We start from the raw sequence: 24,466 nt of genomic DNA on the forward strand, positions 1-24,466 counted from the left end.
CTCAGGCGTCGGTCGTGCTGCGTCCCACGGTGATGGACTCCCCGCGGAAGAACCCGGGCCTGCGTGCGTACTGCACCGCCATGACGACCAGGCCGAGACCCAGGACACCGACCCCGAGGATGAAGACGAGCCCGACGCCGCCGATCTCCGACCCGGACCCGTAGGAGGGGTCCATCGAGTCCACGGCCGTCTGCACGAAGAAGACGAGGAGCAGCAACCCGCCGACCAGGGGTGCGAGGAACGTCGTGAGGAACGCCTTGGCGTTCCCGCCCCAACTGCCCCGGAAGTACCAGACGCAGGCCAGGGCGGTGACCCCGTAGTAGAAGCAGACCATCATCCCGAGGGCGGTGATGGTGTCGGACAGGACGTTCACCGACACCACGCGCATCACGGCGTAGAAGGCCGAGGCGACGACGGCGGCCACGACGGTCGCGTGACCGGGTGACTGGAACCGCCGGCTCACCCGGGCGTACTGCGGGGGCAGCGCGCCGTAGTGCCCCATGGCCAGCATGGTCCGGGCCGGGGAGATGAAGGTGGACTGCAGGGAGGCCGCGGAGGAGGCCAGGACGCACAGCGACATGAGGACCGCGAAGGGCCCCATGACCGGACCGGCGAGCGCCGCGAAGATGTTCTCCTGGATGTCGGCGTTGCCCATGCCCAGCTCGCCGTCGCCGGTGCCGGAGAACGACAGGACGGCGAGGGCGATGGTGAGGTAGAGGACGACGATGACGGCGATGGTCGACAGCGCGGCCCGGCCGGGGGTGGTCCGTTCGCCCTGCGTCTCCTCGTTCATCGTCAGGACGACGTCCCACCCCCAGTAGATGAACACGGACAGGGAGATCCCCGCGGCGAACGCGGAGAACGACTCGACGCCGAGCGGGTTGAACCAGCCGGGATCGATGTTGAGACCGGCGGGGGCCGACCCGCCCGCGACCCGGGAGAACGCGGCGACCGCGAACCACCCGAGGATGAGGAACTGGAAACCCACGAGCACGTACTGGACGACCTTGGTCGCCTCGAGACCGCGGTAGGACACCCAGCAGGCCAGTGCCATGAACACCAGGCAGGTGGCGACGTTGACGGGGACGTTCGCCGCGAGGTCGGCGATACCGTCGTTCCCGGTGAGCTGGGAGAGCATGAGGTAGAAGAAGTCGACGGCGATGCCGGCGAGGTTGGACAGGACGAGGATGGTCGCGGCGAGCAGGCCCCACCCGCCCATCCAGCCGATCCAGGGGCCGAACGCCCGTGACCCCCAGGTGAACGTCGTGCCGGCGTCGGGCATGGCCGAGTTCAGCGCCCGGTACCCCAGGGCGACGAGGAGCATGGGGACGAAACCCACGATGAAGATCGCGGGCAGGTGGTCGCCGACGGCCGAGGCCGTCGGTCCCAGGGCCCCGGTGAGGGTGTACGCGGGGGCGATCGTCGAGACGCCGATGACGACGGCGCCGAGCAGGCCGACCTGACCACCGCCGAGGCCCTTGGCCTCGCGGGTCTCCCGGGTCCCGCCCTCGGCCGCCGCGGTCACGACCGGCTCCCCGGCGCCTCGCGCGGCACGACCACGACGGGGACGGGGACGTGGCGCAGGATGCGCGCGGCCGTCGGCCCGAGGAACGTCTGCCGGCCCGCCGCCAACCGGGAGGACCCGAGGACCAGCAGACCGCCTGCCGCCCAGTCGATGGAACCCACTGCTTCTGCCACGGTGCGTCCTCGCCCCATCTCCACGCTCACCTGCGCGGCCGCCGAGCGCGTCCGCACGTCCTGGACCAGCGCCTGCACCCTGGCCGTCGCGTCCTGGTCCGCCCCGGAGCTCTCGTCCACGTCGACGAGGTTCACGACGTGCAGGGGAAGGCCGGTCCTGGACGCAGCCTGCCACGCCTCGGTCAGGACCGCGGCCGCTCCGGGGCGGGTGCCCACCGCGACGTAGAGGTGGTCCACCCGTTCGGGGGTCTCGCGCCGGGGCACGAGGACGACGGGCACGGGCGAGGCGTGCAGCAGCGCCCGGGCGATCGATCCGACGCCGAGCGGGTTGACTCCCCCGTCGGCGCCGACGACGACGGCGGCCGCACCCGTCTGCGTGGCCGCGTCGAGCAGTCCTTCCGCGACGGACCCGGCGGTGCGGACGTCGGCGCGCACGTCGACGCCGGGACCGATGGCCGCGAGCGCCTCGTCGGCCCAGCCGCGGGCCTGCTCGGCGATGACGCCGGTGACGTCCCCGACGGGCGGGTAGGCGCCGCTGAACGGGTCGTCGCTGCGGACGACGACCACGACGTCGAGGCCGACGTCGAGCGAGCGGGCCAGGACGGCCGACCAGCGCAGGGCGTCGCGGCCGCGGTCGCCGCCGTCGTAGGCGACGACGTACCGGGGCCGGTCCCCGTCGCTCCCGTCGGTGCTCACGCGAGGGCCGCGGTGATGTCGGCGGCGGCGGCCCGGCCGGAGCGCAGGGCGCCGTCGACGTGCTGGTACCCCTCGGCGGCCAGGTCCGAGCACGCCCAGTGGATGCGGCCGACGGGCGTGCGCTGGTCGGCGCCGTAGCGGGCGAGGCCGCCGAGGTCGAAGCTGGCGGCGTAGGCGCCGCGCGTCCACTCCTCGCTGGCCCAGTCGGACTCGTAGTAGGCGATCGGCTCCAGGGCCTGCTCGCCGAGGAACTGCGCGATCGAGGCGAGGATCTCCGCCCGGCGCTCGGCCTCGGGCAGCGCGAACACCGCGTCGGCCTTCTCGTCGGCCACGAACGCGACGAGGGTTCCGCGGTCGTCGCCGTGGATCGTGTTGTCGTACACCTCCTGCACGAGCGTGGAGGTGCCGAACCCGGTGCCGGACAGGCCGTCGTGCCGCCAGAACGGCCTCGCGTACGTGGCGTGCACCTTGATGACCAGGCCCATCGACAGGTGCTGGTGCATCTGGTGCTGACGTCGCGGCAGCGGCGGGTCGTAGCTGATGCGGGAGAACAGCGGCGGCGGGACGGCCACCACGACGCGCTGGGCGCGGACGGTGACGCGGTCGGACTCCACGACGACACCCCCGTCCCCGTGCCGGACCGTGCGGACCGGGGTGGCGAGGTGGACCCGGTCGCCGAGCTCGGCGGCCAGTCGTTCGGACACCGACTGCATCCCGCCGACGACGCGGCGGTCGAGGATGAAGCACTCGTCGGTGAGGTTCGTGAAGGACCCGGCCGAGGCGGCCATGAGGACGGCCTGCAGCGTCGAGAACGCGTGCGCGGGCTTGGTGAGCATGGCGCCGGCGATGAACAGCGCGATCGTCGTGCACGCCTCCTCGTCGTCGGACTGCCGGCGCAACCAGTCCCCGAAGGAGATCGTGTCGAGCTCGCGGGCCCGCGGGTGCGCCCAGGGCTCAGTGGCCCCGACGGCGGCCACGAGGTCGTCCACGAGCTCGGTGAGCCGGGCGATCTCCTTGGCGGTGGAGTCCGGGACGGGGAACGTGTCGCCGCGGTAGCGGCGGCGGACCCCGTCGGCGCCGACGTGGACGTTCTCCCCGTCGCGGTAGCGGGGGTACGTCTCCATGCCCAGCTCGTCGAGCAGGCCGAGCAGCTCGGTCTGGTCCGGGGAGACCCACTGGCCGCCGATCTCCAGGGTCACCCCGCCGCGCTCGTCGGTCCAGGTGCGACCGCCCACGCGGTCGCGCGCCTCCAGGACGACGACGTCGTGCCCGGCGGCGGCGAGGTGGCGGGCGGCGTTCAGCCCGGCCGGTCCGGCGCCGACGACCACCACGTCCGCGGTCAGCTCTCGGGGATTCACGGGACCTCCCGGGTCCGGATCGACGGTGACTGCCTGGAAGTGAACAGGCTTCATTAAGAGGTCGCACCGGGCCCGTGTCAAGGGCGTGGTTCAAGATGGGCCCCGTGCCCGCCGCCGCCTCCCCCGCCCCGCGCCGGGGTCGTGGACGCCCCAGCAGCCCGGTCCTCACCACGGACGGCATCACCGCGGCGGCCGTCGCCCTCCTGGAGGAGCGGGGCCAGGACGGCCTGACGATGGCGGCGCTCGCCCGCCGTCTCGGGGTGGCCCCCAGCGCCCTCTACAACCACGTCGCCACCAAGCAGGACGTGCTGCGCGCGGTCCAGGACGCCGTCAACCGGGGCATCGACTGCTCGGGGTTCGGCCGGCTGCCGTGGGAGGAGGCCCTGGCGGCGTGGGCCCGGTCCTACCGCGACGCCTACGAGCGCCACCCCGCGCTCGTCCCGGTGATGGCGGTGACACCGGTGCGCAGCGCCCCCCACACCGTCGCGATGTACGAACGGGTGAGTTCCGGGTTGCTGTCGGCGGGCTGGCCCGCGCACCTCGTGACGAACGTCGTCGTGGCCGTGGAGTCGTTCGCGCTCGGCTCGGCCCTGGACACCCAGGCCCCCGCGGACATCTTCGACCCGGGCGACCTCGCCCCCAGCGCCCCGGGGTTCACGACGGCCAACGCCGCCCGGCCGGCGGGGGACACGGCACGGGCGGCGTTCGAGCTGGGCCTGGCGGCGTTGCTGGCGGGGTTGCGCGACCTGCTCCGCTCGCCGAGCTGATTCAGCGCTCCCGCAGCACCAGGCCGGGCAGCCGCTCGCGCAGCTCGGCGACGGTCGTCCCCCACGTCTCCTCCACGACGGCCTCACCGCCGGCCAGGGACACGACGGCGTCCTCGCTGTAGATCCGTGACACGCACCGCACCCCGGTGAGGGGGTAGGTGCAGGTCGGGACGAGCTTGGGGGAGCTGTCGCGCCCGAGCAGCGGCATGACGACGAACACGGCCTTCGCCCCCGTCGCCAGGTCCATCGCCCCGCCGACCGCCGGGATCGCGTCGGGGGCGCCGGTGTGCCAGTTGGCGAGGTCGCCGTTGACGGCGACCTGGTAGGCGCCGAGGACGCAGACGTCGAGGTGACCGCCGCGCATCATGGCGAAGCTGTCGGCGTGGTGGAAGTACGAGGCCCCCGGGGTCTCGACCACGGGGATCTTCCCGGCGTTGACGAGGTCGGGGTCGATCTCGTCCCCGACGGCCGCCCGGCCCATGCCGAGCATCCCGTTCTCGGTGTGCAGGACGACCCCGGACTCCGGGGTCAGGTGGTCGGCGACGAGGGTCGGCCGGCCGATGCCGAGGTTCACGTACGCGCCGTCGGGGATGTCCCGGGCCACGCGCGCGGCGAGCTCGTCCTTCGACAGCGGCCCGCGGTCGGTGTGCTCGACGGTGCGTTCGAGGTTCACGCCGCCACCCCCACGCGCACGACGCGGTCGACGTGGATCGCCGGTGTCACGACGACCTCCGGGTCCAGCCCACCGGTCGGCACGACGTCGGAGACCTGCACGACGCTCGTGCGCGCGGCCGCCGCCATGACCGGGCCGAAGTTCCGGGCCGTCTTGCGGTACACGAGGTTCCCGAACTCGTCGGCGAGGTGCGCCTTGACGAGCGCCACGTCCCCGTGGATCGGGAACTCCAGCAGGTGCTCGCGCCCGTCGATCACGCGGGTCTCCTTCCCCTCGGCCAGCGGCGTGCCGGCGCCGGTCGGGCAGTAGAACGCCCCGATGCCGGCCCCGGCGGCCCGCAGCCGTTCGGCCAGCGTGCCCTGCGGCACCAGTTCCAGTTCGATCCGGCCGGCCCGGTACAGCTCGTCGAAGACCCACGAGTCGCTCTGCCGCGGGAACGAGCAGACGATCTTGCGCACGCGCCCGGCCGCCAGCAGGGCGGCGAGGCCGACGTCCCCGTTCCCGGCGTTGTTGTTGACGACCGTGAGGTCCCTCGCGCCCTGCCGCAGCAGGGCGTCGATGAGTTCGACGGGTTGCCCGGCCGCACCGAACCCCCCGATGAGGACGGTGGACCCGTCGACCACACCGGCGACCGCCGCGTCGGCGTCGTCGAGGAACCGGGTGCGGCTCAACGGACTCCCGCCTCCTGCGCGTCGGTGTTCTCCAGGACGACGGCGAGCCCCTGCCCGACGCCGATGCAGATGGCGGCCACGCCCCAGCGCACCCGCTCGGCCCGCAGCCGCGCCGCGAGGGTCCCCACGACCCGTCCCCCCGAGGCCCCCAGCGGGTGCCCCAGGGCGATCGCCCCGCCGCGGGTGTTGACGATCCCGGGGTCGACGCCCCAGGCGTCGACGCAGGCGAGCGACTGCACCGCGAACGCCTCGTTGAGCTCCACGGCCCCCACGGCGTCCCAGCCGATCCCGGCCCGGGCCAGCGCGCGGTCGCCCGCCTGGACGGGGGCGAACCCGAAGTCCTGCGGGTCCAGGGCGAACGTCCCGCGGCCGGCGACGCGGGCCAGCGGGTCGTGCCCGATCGTGGCCGCCGCCTCCGCGGTCCCGAGCAGCACGGCGGAGGCCCCGTCGGACAACGGCGAGGCGTTCCCGGCCGTGATGGTCCCCTGGGGGTCGAACGCGGGCTGCAGCCCGGCGAGGCGTTCGACCGTCGTCCCGGGACGGATCCCCTCGTCCCCGGTCACCTCGCCGTCGCGGCCCCCGACCGGGACGACGAGGTCGTCGTAGAACCCGTCGGCCCACGCCGCTGCGGCCCGTTCGTGCGAGCGGACCGCGAACTCGTCCTGACGCGTGCGGGAGATGCCGAACTTCCGTTGCAGCAGCTCGTTGGCGGCGCCGAGGCTGACCGTCCACTCCGTCGGCATCCGCGGGTTCACCAGCCGCCAGCCGAGCGTGGTGGACACCGCGGTGACGTCACCGGCGGGGAAGGCGCGGGAGGGTTTGGGCAGCACCCACGGGGCCCGCGACATCGACTCCACGCCGCCGGTCAGCACGACCTGCGCGTCCCCGGTCTCCAGGGCGCGGGAGCCGGTGAACAGCGCGTCGAGGCCGGACCCGCAGAGCCGGTTGACGGTGCTGCCGGGCACCGAGGTCGGCATCCCGGCGAGCAGGACGGCCATGCGGGCGACGTTGCGGTTGTCCTCCCCGGCGCCGTTGGCCAGGCCCAGGACCACCTCGTCGACGGCCTCGGCGGCCAGCTGCGGGGAACGGTCGAGGGTGGCGCGGACGACGGCGGCGGCCAGGTCGTCGGGGCGGGTCTGCGCGAGCGCACCCCCGAACTTGCCGAAGGGGGTGCGGACGGCGTCGTAGACGAACGCCTCGGGGTGAGCCACGGCCCCAGCCTGACCCTCCCCCCACCCATACGTCCAACATCCGTTGCAGAGCGGTCCGGTACTCCGGGAGTATGGGGCCGTGACCCTGCGCCGGCTCGAGTACTTCGTCGCGGTCGCCGAGCAGCAGTCGTTCACGGCCGCCGCCCGCGCGCTGCACATGGCCCAGCCACCGCTGTCGAGCCAGGTCCGCGCCCTCGAACGCGAACTCGGAGCGGAACTGTTCGACCGCGCGGGCCGCACCCCGGTCCTCACCGCCGCCGGGCGGGCGCTCCTGCCGGAGGTCCGGCGCCTGCTCGCCGCCTACGACCGGCTGCCCGTCACGGCCCGGCAGGCGCGCGACGGCAGCACCGGACGGCTGCGGGTGGGGCTGGTGCCCTCGGCCGTCGCGGGCGGCCTGCCGGACGTGCTGCGCCGCGTGCGCAGCGAGCTGCCCGGCCTGGACGTGGCCCTCGTCGAGGGACGACCCGGCGAGCTGCTGCGCCGACTCGACCTCGACGACCTCGACGTCGTCCTCCTCTACGCCCTCGCGGACGGCCCGGCGCTGGCCTCGCAGGTGCTCGGGCGCGAACCCCTCGTGCTGGCCGTCCCCCGCGGCCACCGGCTGGCCGGCGTCCCCGCGGTCGCGGTGGGCGAGCTGGAGCACGAACCGCTCCTGCTGCCGGCCCGGCACGGCGACGACGGTCTGCGCGAGCGGACGTCGGCGCTGCTCGCGGGCGTCCCCGTCCGGGTCGTCCAGGACGACCTGTGGATGGTGCAGACGATGGTCGCGCTCGTGGCCGCCGGCCTCGGCTGCGCGGTCGTCCCGGCATCCACGACGGGGTTGCGCCCGGACGCCGTCGAGTACCGCCCGTTCACCGGTCCCGCCCCCGGCCTGGAGCTCGTCGCCTCGTGGCGCGAGGACCGGGACCACCCGCCGGTCGCCCGGTTCCTCGCCCTCTGGCACGACGACCGGCCCAGCTAGCGCCGTCGACCGGCGATGACCTTCTGCAGGACGACGAACGCCAGCAGCACGGCCCCGATGAACACCCGGGTCCACCACGAGTCCAGGCCCTCGCGCACGATGAGCACCTGGATGAGGCCGTAGACGAGCACCCCGGCGCCGGTCCCCAGGACGAAGCCGACGCCCCCGGACAGCAGGGTCCCACCGATGACGACGGCGGCGATGGCGTCCAGCTCCATCCCGATCCCGGTCAGGTTGAAACCCGACTTGGTGTAGAGGGCGAAGAGGATGCCGGCGACGCCCGCGCAGGTGCCGGAGACGACGTACACGCCGATGCGGGTCCGCGCGGGCCGCAGCCCCATGAGTTCCACGGCCACGCCGCGGTCCCCCGCGCCCAGCCCGTAGACCGTCCGACCGAAGCGCGTGTAGTGCAGGACGTAGACGGCCAGGAGCAGGACGCCGACCGCCACGAGCATGCTGGCGTTGACGCGCCAGCTCTCCCGGCCCTCCCCGAACTTCAGGCTCCAGGAGGCCAGCGCCGAGAACCCCGGGTCGTCGATCTTCAGGGAGTTCGTGCTGACGACGTTCGCCAGACCGCGGGCGAGGAACATGACGGCGAGCGAGGCGATGAACGGCTGGATGTCGAACACCTGCACCATGACGCCGATGATCAGGCCGCAGCACGTCCCGATGAGGACGCCGAGGACGAGCACCACCGGCAGCGGTGCTCCCGCCGTGAACAACTTCGCCGTCACCAGCCCCACGAGGGCCACGACGGCCCCGACCGACAGGTCGATGCCCCCGGCCAGGACGACGAAGGTCATGCCCACGGCCAGGACGAGCAGGTAGGAGTTGTCCAGCAGCAGGTTCGACAGGAGCCGCATGCTGAGGAAGTCGCTGCGAGCGGTGCTGTAGCGCTGCTGCCCGACGCCCAGCATGACCACGAGGGTGACGAGGGTGCCGACGACCGGCAGGAAGCGGCGGTCGACGCGGTCCACGAGGGCGCGGACGCGACGGGGACCCGGCCGCGGCGGTGCGCCCGTCGGCACCTGCGGGGACAGTCCGGTGCTCATGCCGCCACCTCCACCGGCACGGGCCGGCGCGCGCGCGGCGGCCGGGCGCGCACCAGCGAGCGCAGCGCCGGGGAGGCCGCGACGCACACCGCGATGAGGACCAGCGCCTTGAACAGCGGGGTGGTCTGGCTGGGCAGTTCGAACACGATGACCGCACGTTCCAGCGTCGACAGCAGCAGCGCCCCCACGACGAGCCCACCGAGGTGGAACCGTCCGCCGTCCAGGCGGGTACCGCCGAGGACGACGACCATGATGGCGTCCAGTTCCTTCAGCAGGCCGATGTTGTTGGCGTCGGCCGCCATCGTCGGTGCGCCGTAGACGATGCCGGCCAGGGCGGCGAGCAGGCCGGCGAGGACGTAGACGACCCACGTCGTGGACCGGGCCCCCACGCCCGCCAGTCGGCTGGCCTCGCGGTTGGTGCCGACCGCCTCCAGGAACATGCCGAGGGCGGTGCGCCGCACGGCGAGCGCCAGGAGGACGAACACGGCCCCGGCGACGACGACGGGCACCGGCACCCCGAGGACGAAACCGGAACCGATGGCCTTGAACGGCGGGCTGGTGACGGTGGTGATCTGCCCCTTGGTGATGAGCATGGCGATCCCGCGCCCGGCCACCATGAGGATCATCGTCGCGATGAACGGCTGGATCCCCAGCGCCGTCACCATGAACCCGTTGAACGCCCCGATGAGGACCCCGAGCGCCAGACCCGTCACCACGGCGGTCGCGACCGCGCCGGGGGCCGACGGGTCCGCGACGCCGTCGAGGTGGGTGAGGGAGACGGCCAGGGAGATCGCCATGACCGCACCGACGGACAGGTCGATCCCGCCCGTGGCGATGACCAGGCACATGCCCAGGGCCAGCAGCAGCGGGGTCGCGCTGTTGCGCAGCAGGTCGACGAGCTGGCCGTAGAGGTTCCCGTCGCGGGTGGCGACGTCGAGGAACCCCGGGCTCTTCAGCCCGCAGGCCAGCAGCAGGACGACGAGCGCGAGCACCGGCCACAGCAGGCCGTGCTGGGAGACGCGCTGGAACAGCGTCACCGGGTTCGTGCCGCGGGCGGACGCGTTCACGACGCCCTCACCTCCGAGTTCGCGATGGCTTCGAGGACGGTGTCGGTGGTGACCGACGCGTCGTTGGTGATCTCGGCGACCTTGTGCCGGTCGCGCATGACGACGATGCGCTGGCTCAGCCGCAGCACCTCCTCCAGCTCGGAGGAGACGAAGACGATGGACATGCCGTCGGCGGCGAGGTCGGCGACGAGGCGCTGGATCTCGGTCTTGGCACCGATGTCGATGCCGCGCGTCGGCTCGTCGAGGACGAGCAACCGCGGCGCCGTCGCCAGCCACCGCGCCAGCAGGACCTTCTGCTGGTTGCCGCCGGAGAGGTTGCGGATGAGCGCGTTGGGGTTCGGCGGGTTGATGTTCAGCACGACGACGTACTTCTGCACGATCTCGTCGAGCTCACGGCGCGGGATGCGCCGCCACGGCCCCCGGCCGGCCTGCAGGGCCAGGGCGATGTTCTCGCGGACCGTGAGGTCGCCGATGATGCCCTCCCTCTTGCGGTCCTCGCTCGACATCGCCAGGTGCCTGCGCAGCGCGGCCAGCGGGGTCGCCAGCTTGACCGGGCGCTCGTCGAGGGACAGCTCGCCGCGGTCGGGGCGGTCGGCCCCCACCAGCAGGCGCGCCAGCTCCGAACGGCCCGATCCCAGCAGTCCGGCGAGCCCGACGATCTCGCCGGGGTACAGCGAGAGGTCGAAGGGTTCCACGGCACCGTCGCGGCCGAGCCCGAGGGCCGTCAGCAGCGGGGTCTCGCGCGAGGAGTGCGGGGTGATGGCCCGACGGGTCTGCTCCTCGATCCCGGCCAGGGCCGCCCCGGAGCGGCCGATCATGTGCGCCACGAGTTCACGGCGCGGGAGGTCGGCCGTCACGAACTCCCCGACGAAGCGTCCGTTGCGCAGGACCGTCATGCGGTCGGACAGGTCGTAGACCTGCTCGAGGAAGTGCGAGACGAAGAGGATGGCCACCCCCTCGTCGCGCAACCGGCGCACGACGCGGAACAGTTCGGCCACCTCGGCCCGGTCCAGGCTCGACGTGGGTTCGTCCAGCACCAGGACCTTGGCGTCCACGACCAGTGCGCGGGCGATGGCGCACAACTGCTGGACGGCGATGCTGTGGGAGGACAGTTGCGAGCGGACGTCGACGTCGAGGCTGAGCCGCTGCAGGAAACCCCGGGCTGCGCGGCGCGTCGCGGGCCAGTCGATGAACGGCCCGCGGCGCAGCTCGTGGCCCAGCATGACGTTCTCGGCGACGGTGAGGTTCGGGCAGAGGTTGACCTCCTGGTACACGGTGCTGATCCCCGCGGCCTGGGCCTGGCTCGGGCTGGTGAACCCGACCTCGCGACCCTCGACCGAGATGCCCCCGTGGTCGATGCGGTGGACGCCGGTGAGCGCCTTGATGAGGGTGGACTTGCCAGCCCCGTTCTCGCCCATCAGCGCGTGGACCTCCCCGCGCCGCAGGACGAGGTCCACGCCGTCGAGGGCCTTGACCCCGGGGAACGTGATGGTGATGCCGGTCATGCGGACGACCGCGTCCGGCGGGGCTGTGGCCGGGTCACCCGGCCGTCGGGTGTTCGTCGTGTCGGACATCGCTGCAGCACAGCCCTTCCGGTGACGTCAGGTCGGTGGTCAGTACTTCCGGGCGTCCACGTCGGCCTGGGTCGTCGTCTGGTCGAAGGACGCGTCCTGGACGATGGTCTCCGTGGGCACGTCCTCGCCCGCGGCGACGTCCGCGACGAGCGTCGCGAGCTGGTCGCCGAACACGGGGTTGCACTCCACGACGTAGTTGAACTTGCCGTCGACGAGGGCCTGCAACCCGTCGCGCACGCCGTCGACCGAGACGATCTTGACGTCCTTGCCCGGCACCTTGCCGGCGGCCTCGATGGCCTCGACGGCCCCCAGACCCATGTCGTCGTTGTGGGTGAAGATGAGGTTGGTCTCGGGGTAGGTCTGCAGGGCGGCCTCGACGGCCGTCTTGCCCTCCGCGCGGGTGAAGTTCCCGCTGGCCTTGCCGACGACCTGCTTACCGACGACGCCGTCGAACCCCTTCTCGCGGTCGACCTGCGCACCGGAGCCGAGGGTGCCCTGGAGCTCGAACACCTTGGCGTCGGGTGCGTTCTTCGCGACCCACTCCCCGGCCGTCTTCCCTTCCTGCTCGAAGTCCGCCCCGATCCACGTCGCGTACGGGTCCTCGACCGACGTGTCGACCGTCCGGTCGACGAGGACGACCGGGATGCCGGAGTCCTTGATCTCTTGCAGCACCTCGTCCCAGCCGGTCTCGATGACCGGGGAGAACGCGATGACGTCGACGTCCTGGGCGACGAAGTCGCGCAGCGCCTTGATCTGGTTCTCCTGCTTCTGCTGGGCGTCGACGAACTTCAGGTCGAATCCGTTCGCCGCGGTGAGCGAGGACTTCACCGACTCGGTGTTGGCGGTGCGCCACCCGCTCTCGGCCCCCAGCTGGGAGAAGCCGACGGTGACGGTGTCCCCGCCGGCGGCGGTCTCGCTGCCGGCGGCGTCCCCACCACCGCACGCGGTGAGACCCCAGAGGGTGGCGACACCGAGAGCGGCGACGACTGAGCGGCGGGTGGTCCTGGGAGACGTCATGAGCTCCTCCTCGAGCGTGAGTACCGACTGCGGTGTCGGGGTGCTCAGATTGTGAGCGCTCACAACATCGGGGGTCAAGGGGTCGGCGGAAACGACCGCCTCACGGTCGCGGCGCGGCGCTGCTGGAGCGCACGACGAGGCGCGCCCCGACGAGGGCGCCCTCGGCCGGCCGGCGCTCGATCGCAGCGGCCATGCGCTCCAGGCAGCGCGTGCCCAGGGCCGCCCAGTCCGGCCGCACCGTCGTCAGCGGCGGGAAGAAGTGCTCCGAGCCCTCGACGTCGTCGAACCCCACGACCGACACCTCCCGCGGCACGCTCACCCCGGCGTCGGCGAAGGCGTGCAGCAGACCGAGGGCGAGCTGGTCGTTGGCGGTGAACACGGCCGTCGGCAGGGGGACGTCCTCACGCCGGCCGAGCAGGGAACGTCCGATGGTGAACCCCGCCGAGGCCGTCCAGTCGCCCTGCACCGGGTCCCCCGGTCGCAGTCCCGCCTGCAGCACCGCGTCCAGCCACCCCCGTTCCCGGGCCCGGGCGTCCAGCCACACCGACGGGCCGCGCACGTGCAGGACGTCGCGGTGCCCGAGGTCCAGGAGGTGGTTGACGGCGAGACCCGCACCGGCGTACTGGTCGACGGCCACGGTGTGGATGTGGCCGCTCACCCGACCCGGGCCGACCATGACGACGGGGAGCCTGCGGCTGTAGTCCTTCACGGCGCGCACCGCCTCGTCGTGCGAGGCGATGACGACCACCCCGTCCACCCCCTGGTCCAGGAAGTGCTCCAGCGTGGCCCGCACCGAGTCGACCTCCCACCGGGTGACGGTGGCGACCGACACGTAGGTGCCCTGGCTGCGGGCGGCGTTCTCCACCGCGATGAGGGTCATGGTGGGCCCGAAGAGGGGCGAGTCCTCCGTGATGACGCCGATCGCACCCGTCCGCCGGGTCACGAGCGCGCGGGCGGCCTCGTTGCGGCGGTAGCCGAGTTCGGCGATCGCCGCCTGGACGCGTTCGCGCGTGGTGGCCTTGACGTTGGGGTGGTCGTTGAGGACCCGTGAGACCGTCTGGTGGGACACCCCGGCGAGCTTGGCCACGTCGCTCATGGCCGGCGGGCGCGGCACGCCGGCGGCCGGCCGCTCCCCGGTCTCCGCGTCAGCCACGGCGGGCACCACCGCTGGCGCTGGGCATCGGATCCTCCGTCGGATTGAGAGCGTTCACATCCTAAGACGGCGTGACCGTCCTGGGAAGACCGAGGCGACGCAGCAGCTCCCCCAGCCCGAACGTCCACGGCGGCAGGTCCTCCGTCGCGAGGACGACGTTCTCCAGCGTCCCCAGCGCCGGGCAGGAGATCCGCACGACGTCACCGACGTGGTGGGTGAAGCCCTGCCCCGGTTCGTCCCGGTCGGCCGTCGGCGCGAAGAGGGTGCCCGTGTAGAGGACGAACCCGTCGGGGTACTGGTGGTGCGACCCGAGCGTGGCCGCGACGAGTTCCTCGAACGGGCGGCTGATGCGCGCCAGGGAGTTCCGGCCGCGCAGGACGAACCCGTCCGCGCCGCGCACCTCGAGGTCGATCTCGATGGTGCGCAAGGCGTCGAGGGACAGGGAGTCGTCGAGGAGGCGCACGAACGGACCCAGGGCGCTGGAGGCGTTCGCGTCCTTGGCCCGGCCGAGCAGGAGCGCCGACCGGCCCTCCACGTCGCGCAGGTTGACGTCGTTGCCGAGGGTGGCGCCCACGACCTGCCCGCGGGAGGTGACGACGAGCACGAGTTCGGGTTCGGGGTTGTTCCAGCGCGACCAGGACGGGACGCCGACCGCCGCGCCGTGGCCCACGGACGCCAGGACGGGAGCCTTCGTGAACACCTCCGGGTCGGGCCCGAGCCCCACCTCCAGGTACTGCGACCACCAGCCCCGGGCTCGCAGCACCTCCCGCAGGCGCGCCGCCTCCGCCGACCCCGGCCGGACCGAGGACAGCGTCCCGCCCAGCACCTCGGCGACCTCGGCGCGCACGGCACCGGCGCGAGCCGGGTCCCCGCCCGAGCGCTCCTCGATGACGCGCTCGGCGAGGCTGTCGGCGAACGTCACCCCGCACGCCTTGACGACCTGCAGGTCCACGGGGGCCAGCAGGTGCGCGTCCGCCGGGGAACCCGGGGACGCCCGCAGCAGGTCGTCCGTCCACCACCGCGGCTCCCCGCGCACCACGTCCCGCACGAGGGCGAGGTGGTCGTCCCGGTCGAGAAGGCCGGAGACGGTGGGTTCGCGGTCGGTCAGCTCGTGCACGCCCCACCCGGACCCGCCCGGTGGTGCGGCCGTGTCGACGGCCACCACGCGCGGTCCCCCGGCCGCCGGGTCCCACACCCGGCCCACGAGGAGGGCCCCCGCCGGCAGCACCCCGTCCAGCACCCCGTCCGCCCCGCCGACCACGAGGTCAGTCGGTCTCGGGGCCGCAGCAGTAGAAGCAGTCCCCCTCGCACCGTCGCGCGCCCCCGTCCAGGACCGCGAGGTCCTCAGCCCGTCCCACCACGACCGTCATGCCGTCCTCCGTCGCCACCCGCACCGGCGACCTGCCGGTGCACCCCTCCACCGTGCCCCCGGGGACCCGCCGGCGGCGGCGGACGCGCCGGACCTCCTCGACTCCTCCCACCGATCCCCGCGGCACGACGTGCGTCGCAGGGCCCGGTCCGCGCCTCCCCTCCGCGCGCGGACCCGGTCGGGGCGTCAGCCGCGCGGGATCGACAGCGTCAGGGTGTACCGGCTGCCGGCCGGGGCCTGGACGTCGAGCCGGTGGTCCCCGGTGGCGGGCAGCTGCACGGTCACGTCGCGCTGCTGCTCGGTCATCGTCGTGTGCAGCGGGCTCCCGTCGGGCGCCACCAGCGTCCAGGCGCCGTGGGCGCTGGAGTCGGTGAAGTGCACGGTCGCCCGCTGCCCCGCCCGCGCACCGAAGGTGTAGGAGTGCGAACCGGTGCCCTCCACCGTGGCCCTGGTCCCCCCGGCCGGGAACGCGATGGTCGACGAGGACCCCCCGGTGGTCGCCGGGATCGACAGGGACAGGTCGTAGGTCGCGGCGCGGCTGGAGACGATGTCGACGTAGTAGGTGCCGGACTCCGGCAGCGTGTACGTGAAGTCGCTCTGGCGGGGGCTGTGGGCGTCGTGCACCGACGGGCCGGTCGGGCCCACGAGGGTCCACGTCATCGCGGAGGTGCTGCGGGCCAGGTGGAACGTCGCGGTCTGCCCGGCGCGGGCCTGGAAGGTGTAGCGGCGGTCGCCGCCGGCGCCGACGTGCCCCCGGACGTCGGTGGACGTGGCGCCACGGGCGAAGTGCAGGGGTGTCGCGGTCGGGATGTTCGGCGAGGCGGCCGACGCGACCCCGGCGCCGGCGACACCGGCGGTGGTCAGCAGAGCGGCGGCGGCAGCGATCATCTTGCCACGCATGGGGTTCTCCTCAGGAGCGCGTTTCCGGTTCGGTCTGCGGCCGCTCCCGCGGCCACACCTCGAAACTACGGATCGGGTGTGGCACCCGGGTGTCGGCGCTGACACCGTTCCGGGACACCGTGTGTCGGGATCGACACGCGGTCCCGGGGGGTGTGGTGACGACGGCCCGGGCGAGGGTCCCGTCGCCGGCGGCCTCCCCGGGGGTGCTCGGTGCGCAGGGCGCGCACGGGACGGCCTCCACGGTCTTCACGGCTTCCACGGCCGCGTGCTCGCTACGGTTCGCCCAGGGGGTTCCCCGCGGTGCCCCGCGCGGGCGGCCCCGCCGGCAGGTGGACGCGCACCACGGTGCCCTGCCCCTCGCGGCTGTCGGCCGAGACCGTCCCGCCGTGCCGTTCGACGACGGCGCGGACCAGGGGGAGACCGAGCCCGCTGCCCGCCACCGTCCGCGCCGAGGGGGAACGGAACAACTCGTCCCACACGTGCGGGAGGTCCTCGGCGGGGATCCCCTGACCGGTGTCGGCCACCTCGACGAGGACGCCCGTGGAGTCCTCCCGGGCCCGCACCTCGACGTTCCCGCCCTCGGGGGTGTACTTCACCGCGTTGTCGACGAGGTTCACCAGCGCCAGGGCCAGCAGGTCACCGTCCCCGTCGACCGCCGGCAGCGGCCACGGTGCGCGGGGCACGTCCAGGTCGAGGCGGCGCCCGGCCGCCCGGGGTTGTTCCCCCACGACCTCGACGGCCTCCTCGAGCAGGGCCGTGAGGTCGACCGGCCGGAACGTCAGGGGGTTCGTCTGGACGTCGGCGATCTTGCGCAGGTCGGCGGTGAGCCGGCTGAGCCGCAGCACCTGTTCCTCGATGCTGCGCAGACCCCGCCGGCGCTGCTCCGGGCTGGCGTCCTCGGCCGCGGCGTTCGCCTGCGCGAGCCGGATCGCCGTCAGGGGGTTCTTCAGCTCGTGGTCGAGGCGGCCGAGCAGCAGTTGCCGGTCCCGGGTGGCGCGCTCGCGCACGGCCACCTCCGACTCCCGCACCACCCGCCGGCGCGTGCCCCGGGTGCGGGCGACGACGGCCACGACGAACGCCGCGGCCACCGAGACGACCAGGCCGAGGGTCAGCACCCAGTCCTGCACCTGCGCCCCCAGGCGCACCTGCACGAACTCCGCTCCGCCGCCGAGGCGGCCGCTGCGCCAGGCCGCCCAGGCCAGGAGCGCGGCCAGCGCGGGCAGCGCGACGAGGACGGCCGGCAGCACGCCGGACCGGGGACGGGTGGACCTCACGTCAGCCCTTCTCGACCGCGCCGGAGAACCGGTACCCCGAGCCGAGCACCGTCGTGATGAGTTCCGGCGCGGCGGAGTCCTCCTCCAGTTCCCGGCGCAGCTCGGCGATGCGGGTGTCGACCGAGCGCGTGCTGGTCTGGAACGTCCACCCCCACACGGCCTCCAGCAGCCGCTCCCGGGTCATCACCTCGTCGGGGTGGGTCATGAGGTAGGCGAGCAGAGCGGTGGCCCGCGGGGTGAGGACGACCTCCTTGCCGTTGCGCCAGACGCGCTGCGAGACGCGGTCCAGGACCACGGCCCCCGAGCGCAGCCGCTGGAACTGCCCGGGCCCACCGGTGCGGTCGCTGTCGCGGCGGCGCAGCACGGCACGGATCCGGGCCGTCAGCTCCTGGGGGTCGAACGGCTTGTTGAGGTAGTCGTCGGCCCCCTCCTCCAGCGCCATCGCCCGCTCGCTGGACTCCCCCACCTGCGTCAGCAGGATCACCGGGGTGGAGAACTTCTCCGCCCGCAGCCGGCGCAGCACCGCACGGCCGTCCAGCCGGGGCATCATCACGTCGAGGACGACGAGGTCGGGGGCCTGCCCGCGGACGCGGTCCAGCGCCTCCGCACCGTCGTGGGCGACCACCACGTCGAAACCCGCCCGCGTCAGCAACGGCGCCAGGTTGTCCGTGATGGCGGTCTCGTCGTCGGCGAGCAGGATGGTCGGCACTCCCCGATGATGCCCGCCCGGCACCGGGCGGGGCAGCCCCGTCGGCCCCGGTGTGCCGGAACGGTTGCCGGTGTGCCCGTCTCGTCACACCGGCCGGCGACGGTCAGGAGCCGCCGTGGCGGGTTCCTAGACTGGGCGGGTGCGTCCCCCGGTGCCCCGCCCCGCCGTGTTCGCGGCCCTGGCCCTGAGCGGGGCGCTGCTGGTGGGCTGCTCGTTCCGGGGCGGGGTCAGCGTCGGAGCCGCCACGTCGTCCGCCCCCACCACCACGACGTCCTCCCCCGCACCGACCGGACCCGGCAGCCCCGCACCCACGACGCCCGCACCCACCTCGACCGCGCCTGCCCCCACGACCCCGCCGGCCCCCACGACGCCCGTCCCCACCACGCCGACCACGCCCAGCTCCCCCGCCCCGGTGGGCCGCTGCCTCACGGGGCAGCTCGCCGCGGCGCTGGCGCCGGCCGACGCGCCCACGGGCCGGGGCGCCGCGGTCCTGACGCTGACGAACCTCGGCCGCACCCCCTGCCACCTGCGGGGCTTCGGCGGGATCTCCCTGAACCGCAGCGACGGCGCACCGGTCCTGTCCCGGCAGGTGCGCACGGACGAGACCCCGCCCGCCCTGACGCTGGCGCCGGGGGACGCCGCCCGCTCGGACCTGTCGTGGTCGACCGTGCCGAACACCGCCGTCGGGGAACCGGCCGACGGCCCGTGCGAGCCCGTCCCGACCGCCCTGCTCGTCATCCCGCCCGACCAGATCGACGACCTCCCCGCCCTGTGGACGGCCGGGCCGGTGTGCGACCAGGGCAGGATCACCCAGACGCCCTACCGCCGGCCCTGAGGGGGCGGGTCAGCGCCCGGGTGAGCGGACGTCGTGCAGGGCCCGGCGCTTCACCGCTTCGCCGAACACGCTGAGCCCGGCGTTCAGCGCCACCAGGCCGACGGTCCCCCGCGCCACCCAGCGGCCCCGCCGTGCCCGGCGGACGGCGGCGTCGGTGACGACGCAGACCCCGGCCCCCACGAGCAGCAACCCCGCGGGGGCGTACACCTTCCACACCGTGTAGTCGTCCACCGCTCGACCTTCTCAGCGCGGCTGCGACCGCGCACGGTCGTGCCGCGGACGTGGTCGACCTCCCGGTCCTCGTGGCCGTGCCCACCGCCGTCACCGCCCGGGCCGCGTCCCGGGGTGCGGTCCCGGCCACCGCCCCGAGACTGGACGGGTGACCGGGCACCGGGCCCGGGAGGTCTGGGAGGTCGACGTGGCGAACGGTGTGGCGACGGTGTGGGTCCCCGTGGACGACATGGACAGGGCGGTGGAGTTCTACGGCACGACGCTGGGCCTGCAGGTGCGCTCCACGTCCGGGGACTGGAGCGAGGTCGAGGCCGGGGGCCTGACCATCGGCCTGAACGCGCGGGAGGACACGGGGAAGCACGCCGACGGCGGCGCGGTCATCTCCTTCACCCCCGACTCCTCCCTCGACGAGGAGGTCTCGCGGTTGCGGGGTCAGGGCGTGCAGTTCACCGGGGAGATCAGCGAGCACCCGTGGGGCCGGATCGCCCCGTTCAAGGACAGCGAGGGCAACGACCTGCAGTTCTACGCCCCGCCGGCCTGATCCCTCAGCTCCAGGACCGGGATGCGGCGCGAGGTCTTCGCCTCGTACCCGGCGAAACCCGGACTGGCCGCGACGAACCGCGCCCAGGCCGCGTCCCGGTCCTCCCCCTGCAGGTCGACGGCGTGGACGGCGACCTCACCCCGGTCGGGGTGCTCGACGACGGTGTCGGGGTGGGACAGCAGGTTGTGGTACCAGGCCGGGTGCTGGTCGGCGCCGGCCGCCGAGGCCGCGACGAGCCACCCGCCGTCGGTGGGGAGGGCGAACAACGGGGCGACCCGCTCGGTGCCGCTGCGCGCTCCGGTGTGGTGCACGAGGAGCAGGCTGCGCCCGAAACCCGCCGTCGTCACCGTCCCGTCGTTGGCGCGGAACTCCTCGATCACCTGCTGGTTGAAGTCCACCGTTCCTCCTCGCGTGGTGTGCCGGGGGCATGGCCTCCCCCGCCCGGTTCGAGGACCTGTGCCTCGACGCCCGTGACCACCAGCTTCTCGCAGACCGGTGGTGCCGCGCCACGGGCCACCGCCACCACGTCGGTGCCGATGTCGCAGGGCTCTGAGCCTCGCGTCCTCACCCCGGACGGCGTCTGAGGTTCCAGCCCCGCACCGCGAGGAACGCCCCCGCGACGACGGCTCCGTAGGCCCCCGCCCGCAGACCCGCGTGGTTCAGCAGGACCGTCCACGTGTCCCCGCCGTCCGGGCCCGAGGGCCGGTGCGCGGCCGCCACCGCGTGGAACGCCACCCCGGAGACGAGGAGGACGATCCCGACGACGAGGAGCAGGGCACCGGTGCGGGGGGTTCTGGACACCCTCCGATCGAACCGCACCCCGCCGGGTCGTCCCATCCCCCGTTCGTCGGGAGGACGGTCGGTCAGAAGGTGACGACCCCGCGCACCCGGTGCCCCGTCGCGATGGCCTCCCCGCTGACCGCAGCGGCCAGGGGTGAGACGAGGAACGTCACGAGCGCCGCGACCTGGTCGGGCGAGGACTCCCCCGGCGCCCCGGCGCGCACCTGCGGCGAGGGGTCGTCGACGACCGGCCCGGGGTTCACGGTGTTCACGGTGACGCCGCTGCCGGCGAGCTCGTCGGCGAGGTTCTTGGCGGCGACGAGGAGGGCCGCGTTGCGCACGGCGCCCGTGGTGTTCCCGGTGAGGTAGGCGTTCTGGCCGCTGATCCCGACGATGCGCCCGTACCCGGCCGACCGCATGGCCGGGGCCGCGGCGTTCGCGAGCCGCAGGAACCCCAGGGACTTCGCGTCGAACGCGCTCGCGACCTGGTCCGGGTCGGAGTTGCGGGCGGGGTCGAGCGTCCCGGCGGCCGGGGCGGCGCTCACGACGAGCCCGTCGAGGCGCCCGTGGTCGGTGAGCACGCGCTCGACGGCGGCCTGCGCCGACGCGGTGTCGGTGAGGTCCACGGGCACCCCGTCGTCCCCAGGGTCCCGGGAGGCGACGACGACCGTCGCGCCCTCCTCGCGCAGGCGCCGCACGACGGAGCGTCCGATGTAGCCGCGCCCGCCGGCGACGAGCACGACGCGGGAGTCCAGTCCGAGGTCCACGACCGCGACCCTACGACCGCGCGCCCGGCGCGCTCGTCGAGACGAGGGCGACGACGTGGTCCACGACACCGTCCAGGGCGTCCCCGCGCACGGCGTCGTCCCCGACGGTGAGGGCGCGCAGCAGCAGCGAGCCCATGAGGACCTCCGTGGCCCGCGCCGGGGTGGTGGCCGCGACGAGTTCCCCGCGGCCGGCGGCGCGGTGGAAGGCGTCCTCGAGGACCGCGGTGCAGCGGTCCACGTGGTCGCGGCGGAACCGCTCGGTGATCGCCGGGGCGTCGCCGACCTCGTCCAGGCAGCGCTGCAGGACGCGGCGCCGCTGCCCCGACAGCGCCCGGGCGACGTCCGGCACGAGGTCGTCCAGGTCCCCGCGCAGCGTCCCCGTCAGCGGGGGACGCAGGTTCGCCGTCAAGGTGGCGAGGGCGTCGACGACGAGGTCCTCGGAGGTGGCCCAGCGGGCGTGGACACCGCGCCGGTCGACGCCGGCCCGGGCGGCGACCGCGCGGGTGCTGAACCCGCTGACACCCTTCTCGGCCAGTTCGGCCACGGCCGCGGGCAGCACGCGCGCGTCGATCCCGGGGTCGCGGGGACGGCCGCGCGCGGGCCGGGTGGTGGGGACCTCGCTCACGGGTGCATCCTATTCGTGCACCACCCTGGTACACGAAAGGAAGGGACCACCGTGTCGACCCTCTACGAAGCCACCGCCACCGCCTGGGGCGGGCGCGACGGACGCGTCAGCTCCTCCGACGACCGCGTCGACCTGAACCTGTCCATCCCGAAGGGCATGGGCGGTGACGACGGCCCCGGCACCAACCCCGAGCAGCTGTTCGCCGCCGGCTACGCCGCCTGCTTCCACAGCGCCCTCAAGGCCCTCGCCCGCGCGCAGAAGGTCGACGTGACCGACTCCGCCGTCTCAGTGACGGTCGGCGTGACCGGCGGCCTCGCCCAGGGCATCGACCTCGCCGTGACGATCGAGGCGCAGCTGCCCGGTGTCGAGGAGCAGGTGGCGCGCGGCCTCCTCGACGCCGCGCACCAGGCCTGCCCCTACAGCCGCGCCACCCGCGGCAACGTCGCGCAGGACGTCCGCCTCGTCACCGACGAGGACTGAGCCACGGGGTTCGACGACCTCAGAACAGGTCGCCGAACCCCATCGCCACGAGGTTGTCGTGGGAGGTCCGCAGGGCCTCCCACACCGTCCGCCCGTAGAGCTGGTCCTGCTCGACGAGCAGGTGCTCGGCCCCGGCCTCGAGCGCGGCCGGGACGATCGCCGGGAAGTCGAGGTTCCCCTCGCCGACCTCGGCGAACTGCACGACGTCGTTGAACGCGCGCTGGAACCCCTCGCGGTCACCGCGCTGCAGGGCCTCGAGGCCGGACGGGTCCAGCCGCCCGATCCGGTAGTCCTTGAGGTGGACCATCCGGACCCGGCCGGCGTGCTGCCCGATGACGGCGACGGGGTTCACACCCCCGCGCTGGAGCCAGTGCACGTCGAGCTCCAACCCCACCTCGGGCGCGCGCTCGGCGATGACGTCCAGCACGAACCGGCCGTCGAACTTCGTGAACTCGATGTGGTGGTTGTGGTAGTACAGCCGGATTCCCCTCTCCCGCAACCGCAGCGCCACGTCGTTCGTCCGGTCGCAGAAGTCCAGCACGCGGTCGAGGTCGGTCATGGCCTCGAAGGGCAGCATGCCGATCCGGACCATCCCCACGCCCAGGCGCTCGCAGTCCGCGACGATCTTCTCGAGGTCGCCCTCGAGCGCGTCGTTCGGCGCCCCGGGGCCCCGCGTGAGGTTCGCGGACAGGGCCGCCACCTCGACGCCCAGCTCGTCGCGGGCCCGTGCGAGTTCCCCGACGTTCTCACCGGTCATGGGGATCTGCGAGACCTCCACGGTGCGGTACCCGATCTCCCGCACCCGGCGCAGCGTCTCGAACACCCCCAGCTCCTGCACGCTCGCGCGCAGCATCATCGCCTGCACACCGATGCGCGCCATCACTCGTCACCGTGCCGCTGCGGGAACAGCGCCTCGTCGGCGATGCGCTCGTTGAGCAGCGCGAGGTACTGCTCGTCGTCGAAGTCGAGCCCGACCTCCCGGCCCGTCCAGCTCGACAGGTGGACGGCGTTGGCCAGCCGGACCCCCAGCAGCCCCTCGGCACCGGGGGCGATGAGCTCCTCCTCCCCGCGCACGGCGGCCGCGAAGTTCGCCAGCACGGCCACGTGCTGCTCGCCCCAGGCCGAGGGGAACTCGATGGTCTCGGTGGTCTGCAGCTCCGACACGTCGAGCTGACCGCGGAACAGCTGCGCCACCTGCTCGGGGCCGATCCCGGCGCTGATCTCCCGCTCCGGCTTCGCGAACCGGGTGACGGTGGCGACCTTGCTGCCCTCCACCACGATCTTGCCGGCGTCGCCCTGGATCTCGAGGCGGTCGGTGCCGACGAGGTCGTGGACGGCGGTGACGAACACCCCGGTCGACCCCTCGCCGAAGTCGGCGAGCACCGTCACCTCGTCCTCGACGGCGATGTCGCGCTGCAACCCGTAGGACACCTTCGCGAACACCGAGCGCGGGACGCCGCACAACCACTGCCACAGGTCGAGCTGGTGGGGTGCCTGGTTGACCAGGACCCCGCCACCCTCCCCGCCCCAGGTGGCCCGCCACGCGCTCTGCTCGTAGTAACCCTGCGGCCGCCACCACGTCGTGATGATCCAGTTCGAGCGGATGATCCGGCCGATACCACCGGACTCGACGATCTCCTTCAACCGTCGGTACAGCGGGTTCGTGCGCTGGTTGAACATGACCCCGAACGTCACGTCGGGGTGCGCCGCGGCGACGGCGTTGAGCCGCTTCACCTGCAGGGAGTGCACCCCGGCCGGTTTCTCGACGAGGACGTGGACCCCGCGCTCGATCGCGTCGACGCCCATCTGCGGGTGCTGGTAGTGCGGGACGCACGTGACGACGGCGTCGACCGTGCCGCTGTCGAGCATCGCGCGGTGGTCGGTGAAGAAGGGCACGCCGCCGAACTCGGACTCGACCCGTCCGGCCTTGCCCGGGTCGCTGTCGGCCACGGCACCCAGCGTCATGCCCGGGACCCGGCCGTCGGTGACGAAGCGGGCGTACGTCGAGCCCTGCGTGCCGAGACCGATGACACCGAGCCGCACCGTGCTGTTCATGG

At 73.6% G+C, this 24,466-nt stretch carries 28 protein-coding genes; 5 read left to right on the forward strand and 23 right to left on the reverse strand.

The window, feature by feature from the left end; genetic code table 11:
- Position 1 precedes the first annotated feature (1 nt).
- The 3 genes from AB2L28_RS04095 to AB2L28_RS04105 are packed head-to-tail and all read right to left on the reverse strand — an operon-like array spanning position 2 to position 3,752.
- Complete coding sequence (locus tag AB2L28_RS04095) at positions 2 to 1,525, reverse strand: APC family permease (RefSeq protein WP_370717455.1); 1,524 nt, start codon at positions 1,523 to 1,525, stop codon at positions 2 to 4.
- A complete protein-coding gene (locus AB2L28_RS04100; protein WP_370717456.1) occupies positions 1,522 to 2,394 on the reverse strand; it encodes a universal stress protein in 873 nt (290 codons plus the stop codon). The genes AB2L28_RS04095 and AB2L28_RS04100 overlap by 4 nt, the downstream gene beginning before the upstream one ends.
- A complete protein-coding gene (locus AB2L28_RS04105) occupies positions 2,391 to 3,752 on the reverse strand; it encodes a flavin monoamine oxidase family protein (protein WP_370717457.1) in 1,362 nt (453 codons plus the stop codon). The genes AB2L28_RS04100 and AB2L28_RS04105 overlap by 4 nt, the downstream gene beginning before the upstream one ends.
- Positions 3,753 to 3,847: 95 nt before the next feature.
- Between AB2L28_RS04105 and AB2L28_RS04110 the strand changes: the two genes are divergently transcribed.
- On the forward strand, positions 3,848 to 4,519 hold the full coding sequence (locus AB2L28_RS04110; RefSeq protein WP_370717458.1) for a TetR/AcrR family transcriptional regulator: 672 nt from the start codon (positions 3,848 to 3,850) through the stop codon (positions 4,517 to 4,519).
- 1 nt (position 4,520) lies between these two features.
- On the opposite strand, the gene AB2L28_RS04115 is transcribed toward AB2L28_RS04110, so the two are convergent.
- The 3 genes from AB2L28_RS04115 to AB2L28_RS04125 are packed head-to-tail and all read right to left on the reverse strand — an operon-like array spanning position 4,521 to position 7,074.
- Positions 4,521 to 5,192 carry a 3-oxoacid CoA-transferase subunit B gene (locus AB2L28_RS04115; protein WP_370717459.1) on the reverse strand — a complete coding sequence of 224 codons (672 nt, stop codon included), beginning with the start codon at positions 5,190 to 5,192 and terminating at the stop codon, positions 4,521 to 4,523.
- On the reverse strand, positions 5,189 to 5,863 hold the full coding sequence (locus AB2L28_RS04120; RefSeq protein WP_370717460.1) for a 3-oxoacid CoA-transferase subunit A: 675 nt from the start codon (positions 5,861 to 5,863) through the stop codon (positions 5,189 to 5,191). The genes AB2L28_RS04115 and AB2L28_RS04120 overlap by 4 nt, the downstream gene beginning before the upstream one ends.
- Positions 5,860 to 7,074 carry a thiolase family protein gene (locus tag AB2L28_RS04125; protein ID WP_370717461.1) on the reverse strand — a complete coding sequence of 405 codons (1,215 nt, stop codon included), beginning with the start codon at positions 7,072 to 7,074 and terminating at the stop codon, positions 5,860 to 5,862. Before AB2L28_RS04125 ends, AB2L28_RS04120 begins: the two co-directional genes overlap by 4 nt.
- 79 nt (positions 7,075 to 7,153) lie before the next feature.
- On the opposite strand from AB2L28_RS04125, the gene AB2L28_RS04130 reads away from it, so the two are divergent.
- Positions 7,154 to 8,035 carry a LysR family transcriptional regulator gene (locus AB2L28_RS04130; RefSeq protein ID WP_370717462.1) on the forward strand — a complete coding sequence of 294 codons (882 nt, stop codon included), beginning with the start codon at positions 7,154 to 7,156 and terminating at the stop codon, positions 8,033 to 8,035.
- Here AB2L28_RS04130 and AB2L28_RS04135 read toward each other — a convergent pair.
- From AB2L28_RS04135 to AB2L28_RS04180, 10 genes are all read right to left on the reverse strand, one after another.
- Positions 8,032 to 9,087, reverse strand: coding sequence for an ABC transporter permease subunit (locus AB2L28_RS04135; protein WP_370717463.1), 1,056 nt, complete (start codon positions 9,085 to 9,087; stop codon positions 8,032 to 8,034). The two genes, AB2L28_RS04130 and AB2L28_RS04135, sit on opposite strands and share 4 nt — an antisense overlap.
- On the reverse strand, positions 9,084 to 10,154 hold the full coding sequence (locus AB2L28_RS04140; RefSeq protein ID WP_370717464.1) for an ABC transporter permease: 1,071 nt from the start codon (positions 10,152 to 10,154) through the stop codon (positions 9,084 to 9,086). The genes AB2L28_RS04135 and AB2L28_RS04140 overlap by 4 nt, the downstream gene beginning before the upstream one ends.
- Positions 10,151 to 11,728, reverse strand: coding sequence for a sugar ABC transporter ATP-binding protein (locus AB2L28_RS04145; protein WP_370717465.1), 1,578 nt, complete (start codon positions 11,726 to 11,728; stop codon positions 10,151 to 10,153). The genes AB2L28_RS04140 and AB2L28_RS04145 overlap by 4 nt, the downstream gene beginning before the upstream one ends.
- 39 nt (positions 11,729 to 11,767) lie before the next feature.
- Entirely contained in the window at positions 11,768 to 12,745 is a 978-nt protein-coding gene (locus AB2L28_RS04150) for an ABC transporter substrate-binding protein (RefSeq protein WP_370717466.1), read from the reverse strand.
- A gap of 100 nt (positions 12,746 to 12,845) precedes the next feature.
- On the reverse strand, positions 12,846 to 13,898 hold the full coding sequence (locus tag AB2L28_RS04155; protein WP_370717467.1) for a LacI family DNA-binding transcriptional regulator: 1,053 nt from the start codon (positions 13,896 to 13,898) through the stop codon (positions 12,846 to 12,848).
- A gap of 61 nt (positions 13,899 to 13,959) precedes the next feature.
- Positions 13,960 to 15,159 carry a fumarylacetoacetate hydrolase family protein gene (locus tag AB2L28_RS04160; protein ID WP_370717468.1) on the reverse strand — a complete coding sequence of 400 codons (1,200 nt, stop codon included), beginning with the start codon at positions 15,157 to 15,159 and terminating at the stop codon, positions 13,960 to 13,962.
- A gap of 4 nt (positions 15,160 to 15,163) precedes the next feature.
- Positions 15,164 to 15,379 (reverse strand): hypothetical protein, encoded by a 216-nt coding sequence (locus tag AB2L28_RS04165; RefSeq protein ID WP_370717469.1) that lies wholly within the window; start codon positions 15,377 to 15,379, stop codon positions 15,164 to 15,166.
- A 74-nt stretch (positions 15,380 to 15,453) separates the two neighbouring features.
- The gene (locus AB2L28_RS04170) at positions 15,454 to 16,167 is read right to left on the reverse strand and encodes a peptidase (protein WP_370717470.1); all 714 of its coding nucleotides are present in this window, start codon (positions 16,165 to 16,167) and stop codon (positions 15,454 to 15,456) included.
- Positions 16,168 to 16,439: 272 nt separating this feature from the next.
- Positions 16,440 to 17,441, reverse strand: coding sequence for a sensor histidine kinase (locus AB2L28_RS04175; RefSeq protein ID WP_370717471.1), 1,002 nt, complete (start codon positions 17,439 to 17,441; stop codon positions 16,440 to 16,442).
- A gap of 1 nt (position 17,442) precedes the next feature.
- Positions 17,443 to 18,150: a response regulator transcription factor gene (locus AB2L28_RS04180; protein WP_370717472.1), complete on the reverse strand. Its 708-nt coding sequence runs from the start codon at positions 18,148 to 18,150 to the stop codon at positions 17,443 to 17,445.
- A 139-nt stretch (positions 18,151 to 18,289) separates the two neighbouring features.
- On the opposite strand from AB2L28_RS04180, the gene AB2L28_RS04185 reads away from it, so the two are divergent.
- On the forward strand, positions 18,290 to 18,985 hold the full coding sequence (locus AB2L28_RS04185) for a DUF4232 domain-containing protein (protein WP_370717473.1): 696 nt from the start codon (positions 18,290 to 18,292) through the stop codon (positions 18,983 to 18,985).
- A 9-nt stretch (positions 18,986 to 18,994) separates the two neighbouring features.
- Here AB2L28_RS04185 and AB2L28_RS04190 read toward each other — a convergent pair whose 3' ends face one another.
- A complete protein-coding gene (locus tag AB2L28_RS04190; RefSeq protein ID WP_370717474.1) occupies positions 18,995 to 19,216 on the reverse strand; it encodes a hypothetical protein in 222 nt (73 codons plus the stop codon).
- 148 nt (positions 19,217 to 19,364) lie between these two features.
- On the opposite strand from AB2L28_RS04190, the gene AB2L28_RS04195 reads away from it, so the two are divergent.
- A complete protein-coding gene (locus AB2L28_RS04195; protein WP_370717475.1) occupies positions 19,365 to 19,757 on the forward strand; it encodes a VOC family protein in 393 nt (130 codons plus the stop codon).
- On the opposite strand, the gene AB2L28_RS04200 is transcribed toward AB2L28_RS04195, so the two are convergent.
- The 4 genes from AB2L28_RS04200 to AB2L28_RS04215 form a co-directional block, all read right to left on the reverse strand.
- Positions 19,739 to 20,155 carry a nitroreductase family deazaflavin-dependent oxidoreductase gene (locus AB2L28_RS04200; RefSeq protein ID WP_370717476.1) on the reverse strand — a complete coding sequence of 139 codons (417 nt, stop codon included), beginning with the start codon at positions 20,153 to 20,155 and terminating at the stop codon, positions 19,739 to 19,741. The genes AB2L28_RS04195 and AB2L28_RS04200 overlap by 19 nt on opposite strands.
- A 166-nt stretch (positions 20,156 to 20,321) precedes the next feature.
- Positions 20,322 to 20,558 carry a hypothetical protein gene (locus AB2L28_RS04205; protein ID WP_370717477.1) on the reverse strand — a complete coding sequence of 79 codons (237 nt, stop codon included), beginning with the start codon at positions 20,556 to 20,558 and terminating at the stop codon, positions 20,322 to 20,324.
- A 62-nt stretch (positions 20,559 to 20,620) separates the two neighbouring features.
- Positions 20,621 to 21,304 (reverse strand): SDR family NAD(P)-dependent oxidoreductase, encoded by a 684-nt coding sequence (locus AB2L28_RS04210; protein ID WP_370717478.1) that lies wholly within the window; start codon positions 21,302 to 21,304, stop codon positions 20,621 to 20,623.
- Between the two features lie 10 nt (positions 21,305 to 21,314).
- Positions 21,315 to 21,929, reverse strand: a complete 615-nt coding sequence (locus tag AB2L28_RS04215; protein ID WP_370717479.1) for a TetR/AcrR family transcriptional regulator — start codon at positions 21,927 to 21,929, stop codon at positions 21,315 to 21,317.
- Positions 21,930 to 21,980: 51 nt separating this feature from the next.
- Between AB2L28_RS04215 and AB2L28_RS04220 the strand changes: the two genes are divergently transcribed.
- Positions 21,981 to 22,409: an organic hydroperoxide resistance protein gene (locus AB2L28_RS04220; RefSeq protein ID WP_370717480.1), complete on the forward strand. Its 429-nt coding sequence runs from the start codon at positions 21,981 to 21,983 to the stop codon at positions 22,407 to 22,409.
- Between the two features lie 19 nt (positions 22,410 to 22,428).
- Here AB2L28_RS04220 and AB2L28_RS04225 read toward each other — a convergent pair whose 3' ends face one another.
- Together AB2L28_RS04225 and AB2L28_RS04230 are read right to left on the reverse strand one after the other, a co-directional pair.
- Positions 22,429 to 23,289 (reverse strand): sugar phosphate isomerase/epimerase family protein, encoded by an 861-nt coding sequence (locus AB2L28_RS04225; RefSeq protein ID WP_370717481.1) that lies wholly within the window; start codon positions 23,287 to 23,289, stop codon positions 22,429 to 22,431.
- Positions 23,289 to 24,464 carry a Gfo/Idh/MocA family protein gene (locus AB2L28_RS04230; protein WP_370717482.1) on the reverse strand — a complete coding sequence of 392 codons (1,176 nt, stop codon included), beginning with the start codon at positions 24,462 to 24,464 and terminating at the stop codon, positions 23,289 to 23,291. Before AB2L28_RS04230 ends, AB2L28_RS04225 begins: the two co-directional genes overlap by 1 nt.
- Positions 24,465 to 24,466: the final 2 nt, after the last annotated feature.

This window comes from Kineococcus mangrovi (genome assembly GCF_041320705.1).
Classification (GTDB): Bacteria; Actinomycetota; Actinomycetes; order Actinomycetales; family Kineococcaceae; genus Kineococcus; species Kineococcus mangrovi.

What these genes read in the sequence shown, in the direction of transcription:
- AB2L28_RS04110 (WP_370717458.1), top strand. Translation starts at nt 3,848, where the DNA reads ATGGGCCCCGTGCCCGCCGCCGCCTCCCCCGCCCCGCGCCGGGGTCGT.
- AB2L28_RS04135 (WP_370717463.1), bottom strand. Translation starts at nt 9,087, where the DNA reads ATGAGCACCGGACTGTCCCCGCAGGTGCCGACGGGCGCACCGCCGCGG.
- AB2L28_RS04145 (WP_370717465.1), bottom strand. Translation starts at nt 11,728, where the DNA reads ATGTCCGACACGACGAACACCCGACGGCCGGGTGACCCGGCCACAGCC.
- AB2L28_RS04150 (WP_370717466.1), bottom strand. Translation starts at nt 12,745, where the DNA reads ATGACGTCTCCCAGGACCACCCGCCGCTCAGTCGTCGCCGCTCTCGGT.
- AB2L28_RS04170 (WP_370717470.1), bottom strand. Translation starts at nt 16,167, where the DNA reads ATGCGTGGCAAGATGATCGCTGCCGCCGCCGCTCTGCTGACCACCGCC.
- AB2L28_RS04225 (WP_370717481.1), bottom strand. Translation starts at nt 23,289, where the DNA reads ATGGCGCGCATCGGTGTGCAGGCGATGATGCTGCGCGCGAGCGTGCAG.
- AB2L28_RS04230 (WP_370717482.1), bottom strand. Translation starts at nt 24,464, where the DNA reads ATGAACAGCACGGTGCGGCTCGGTGTCATCGGTCTCGGCACGCAGGGC.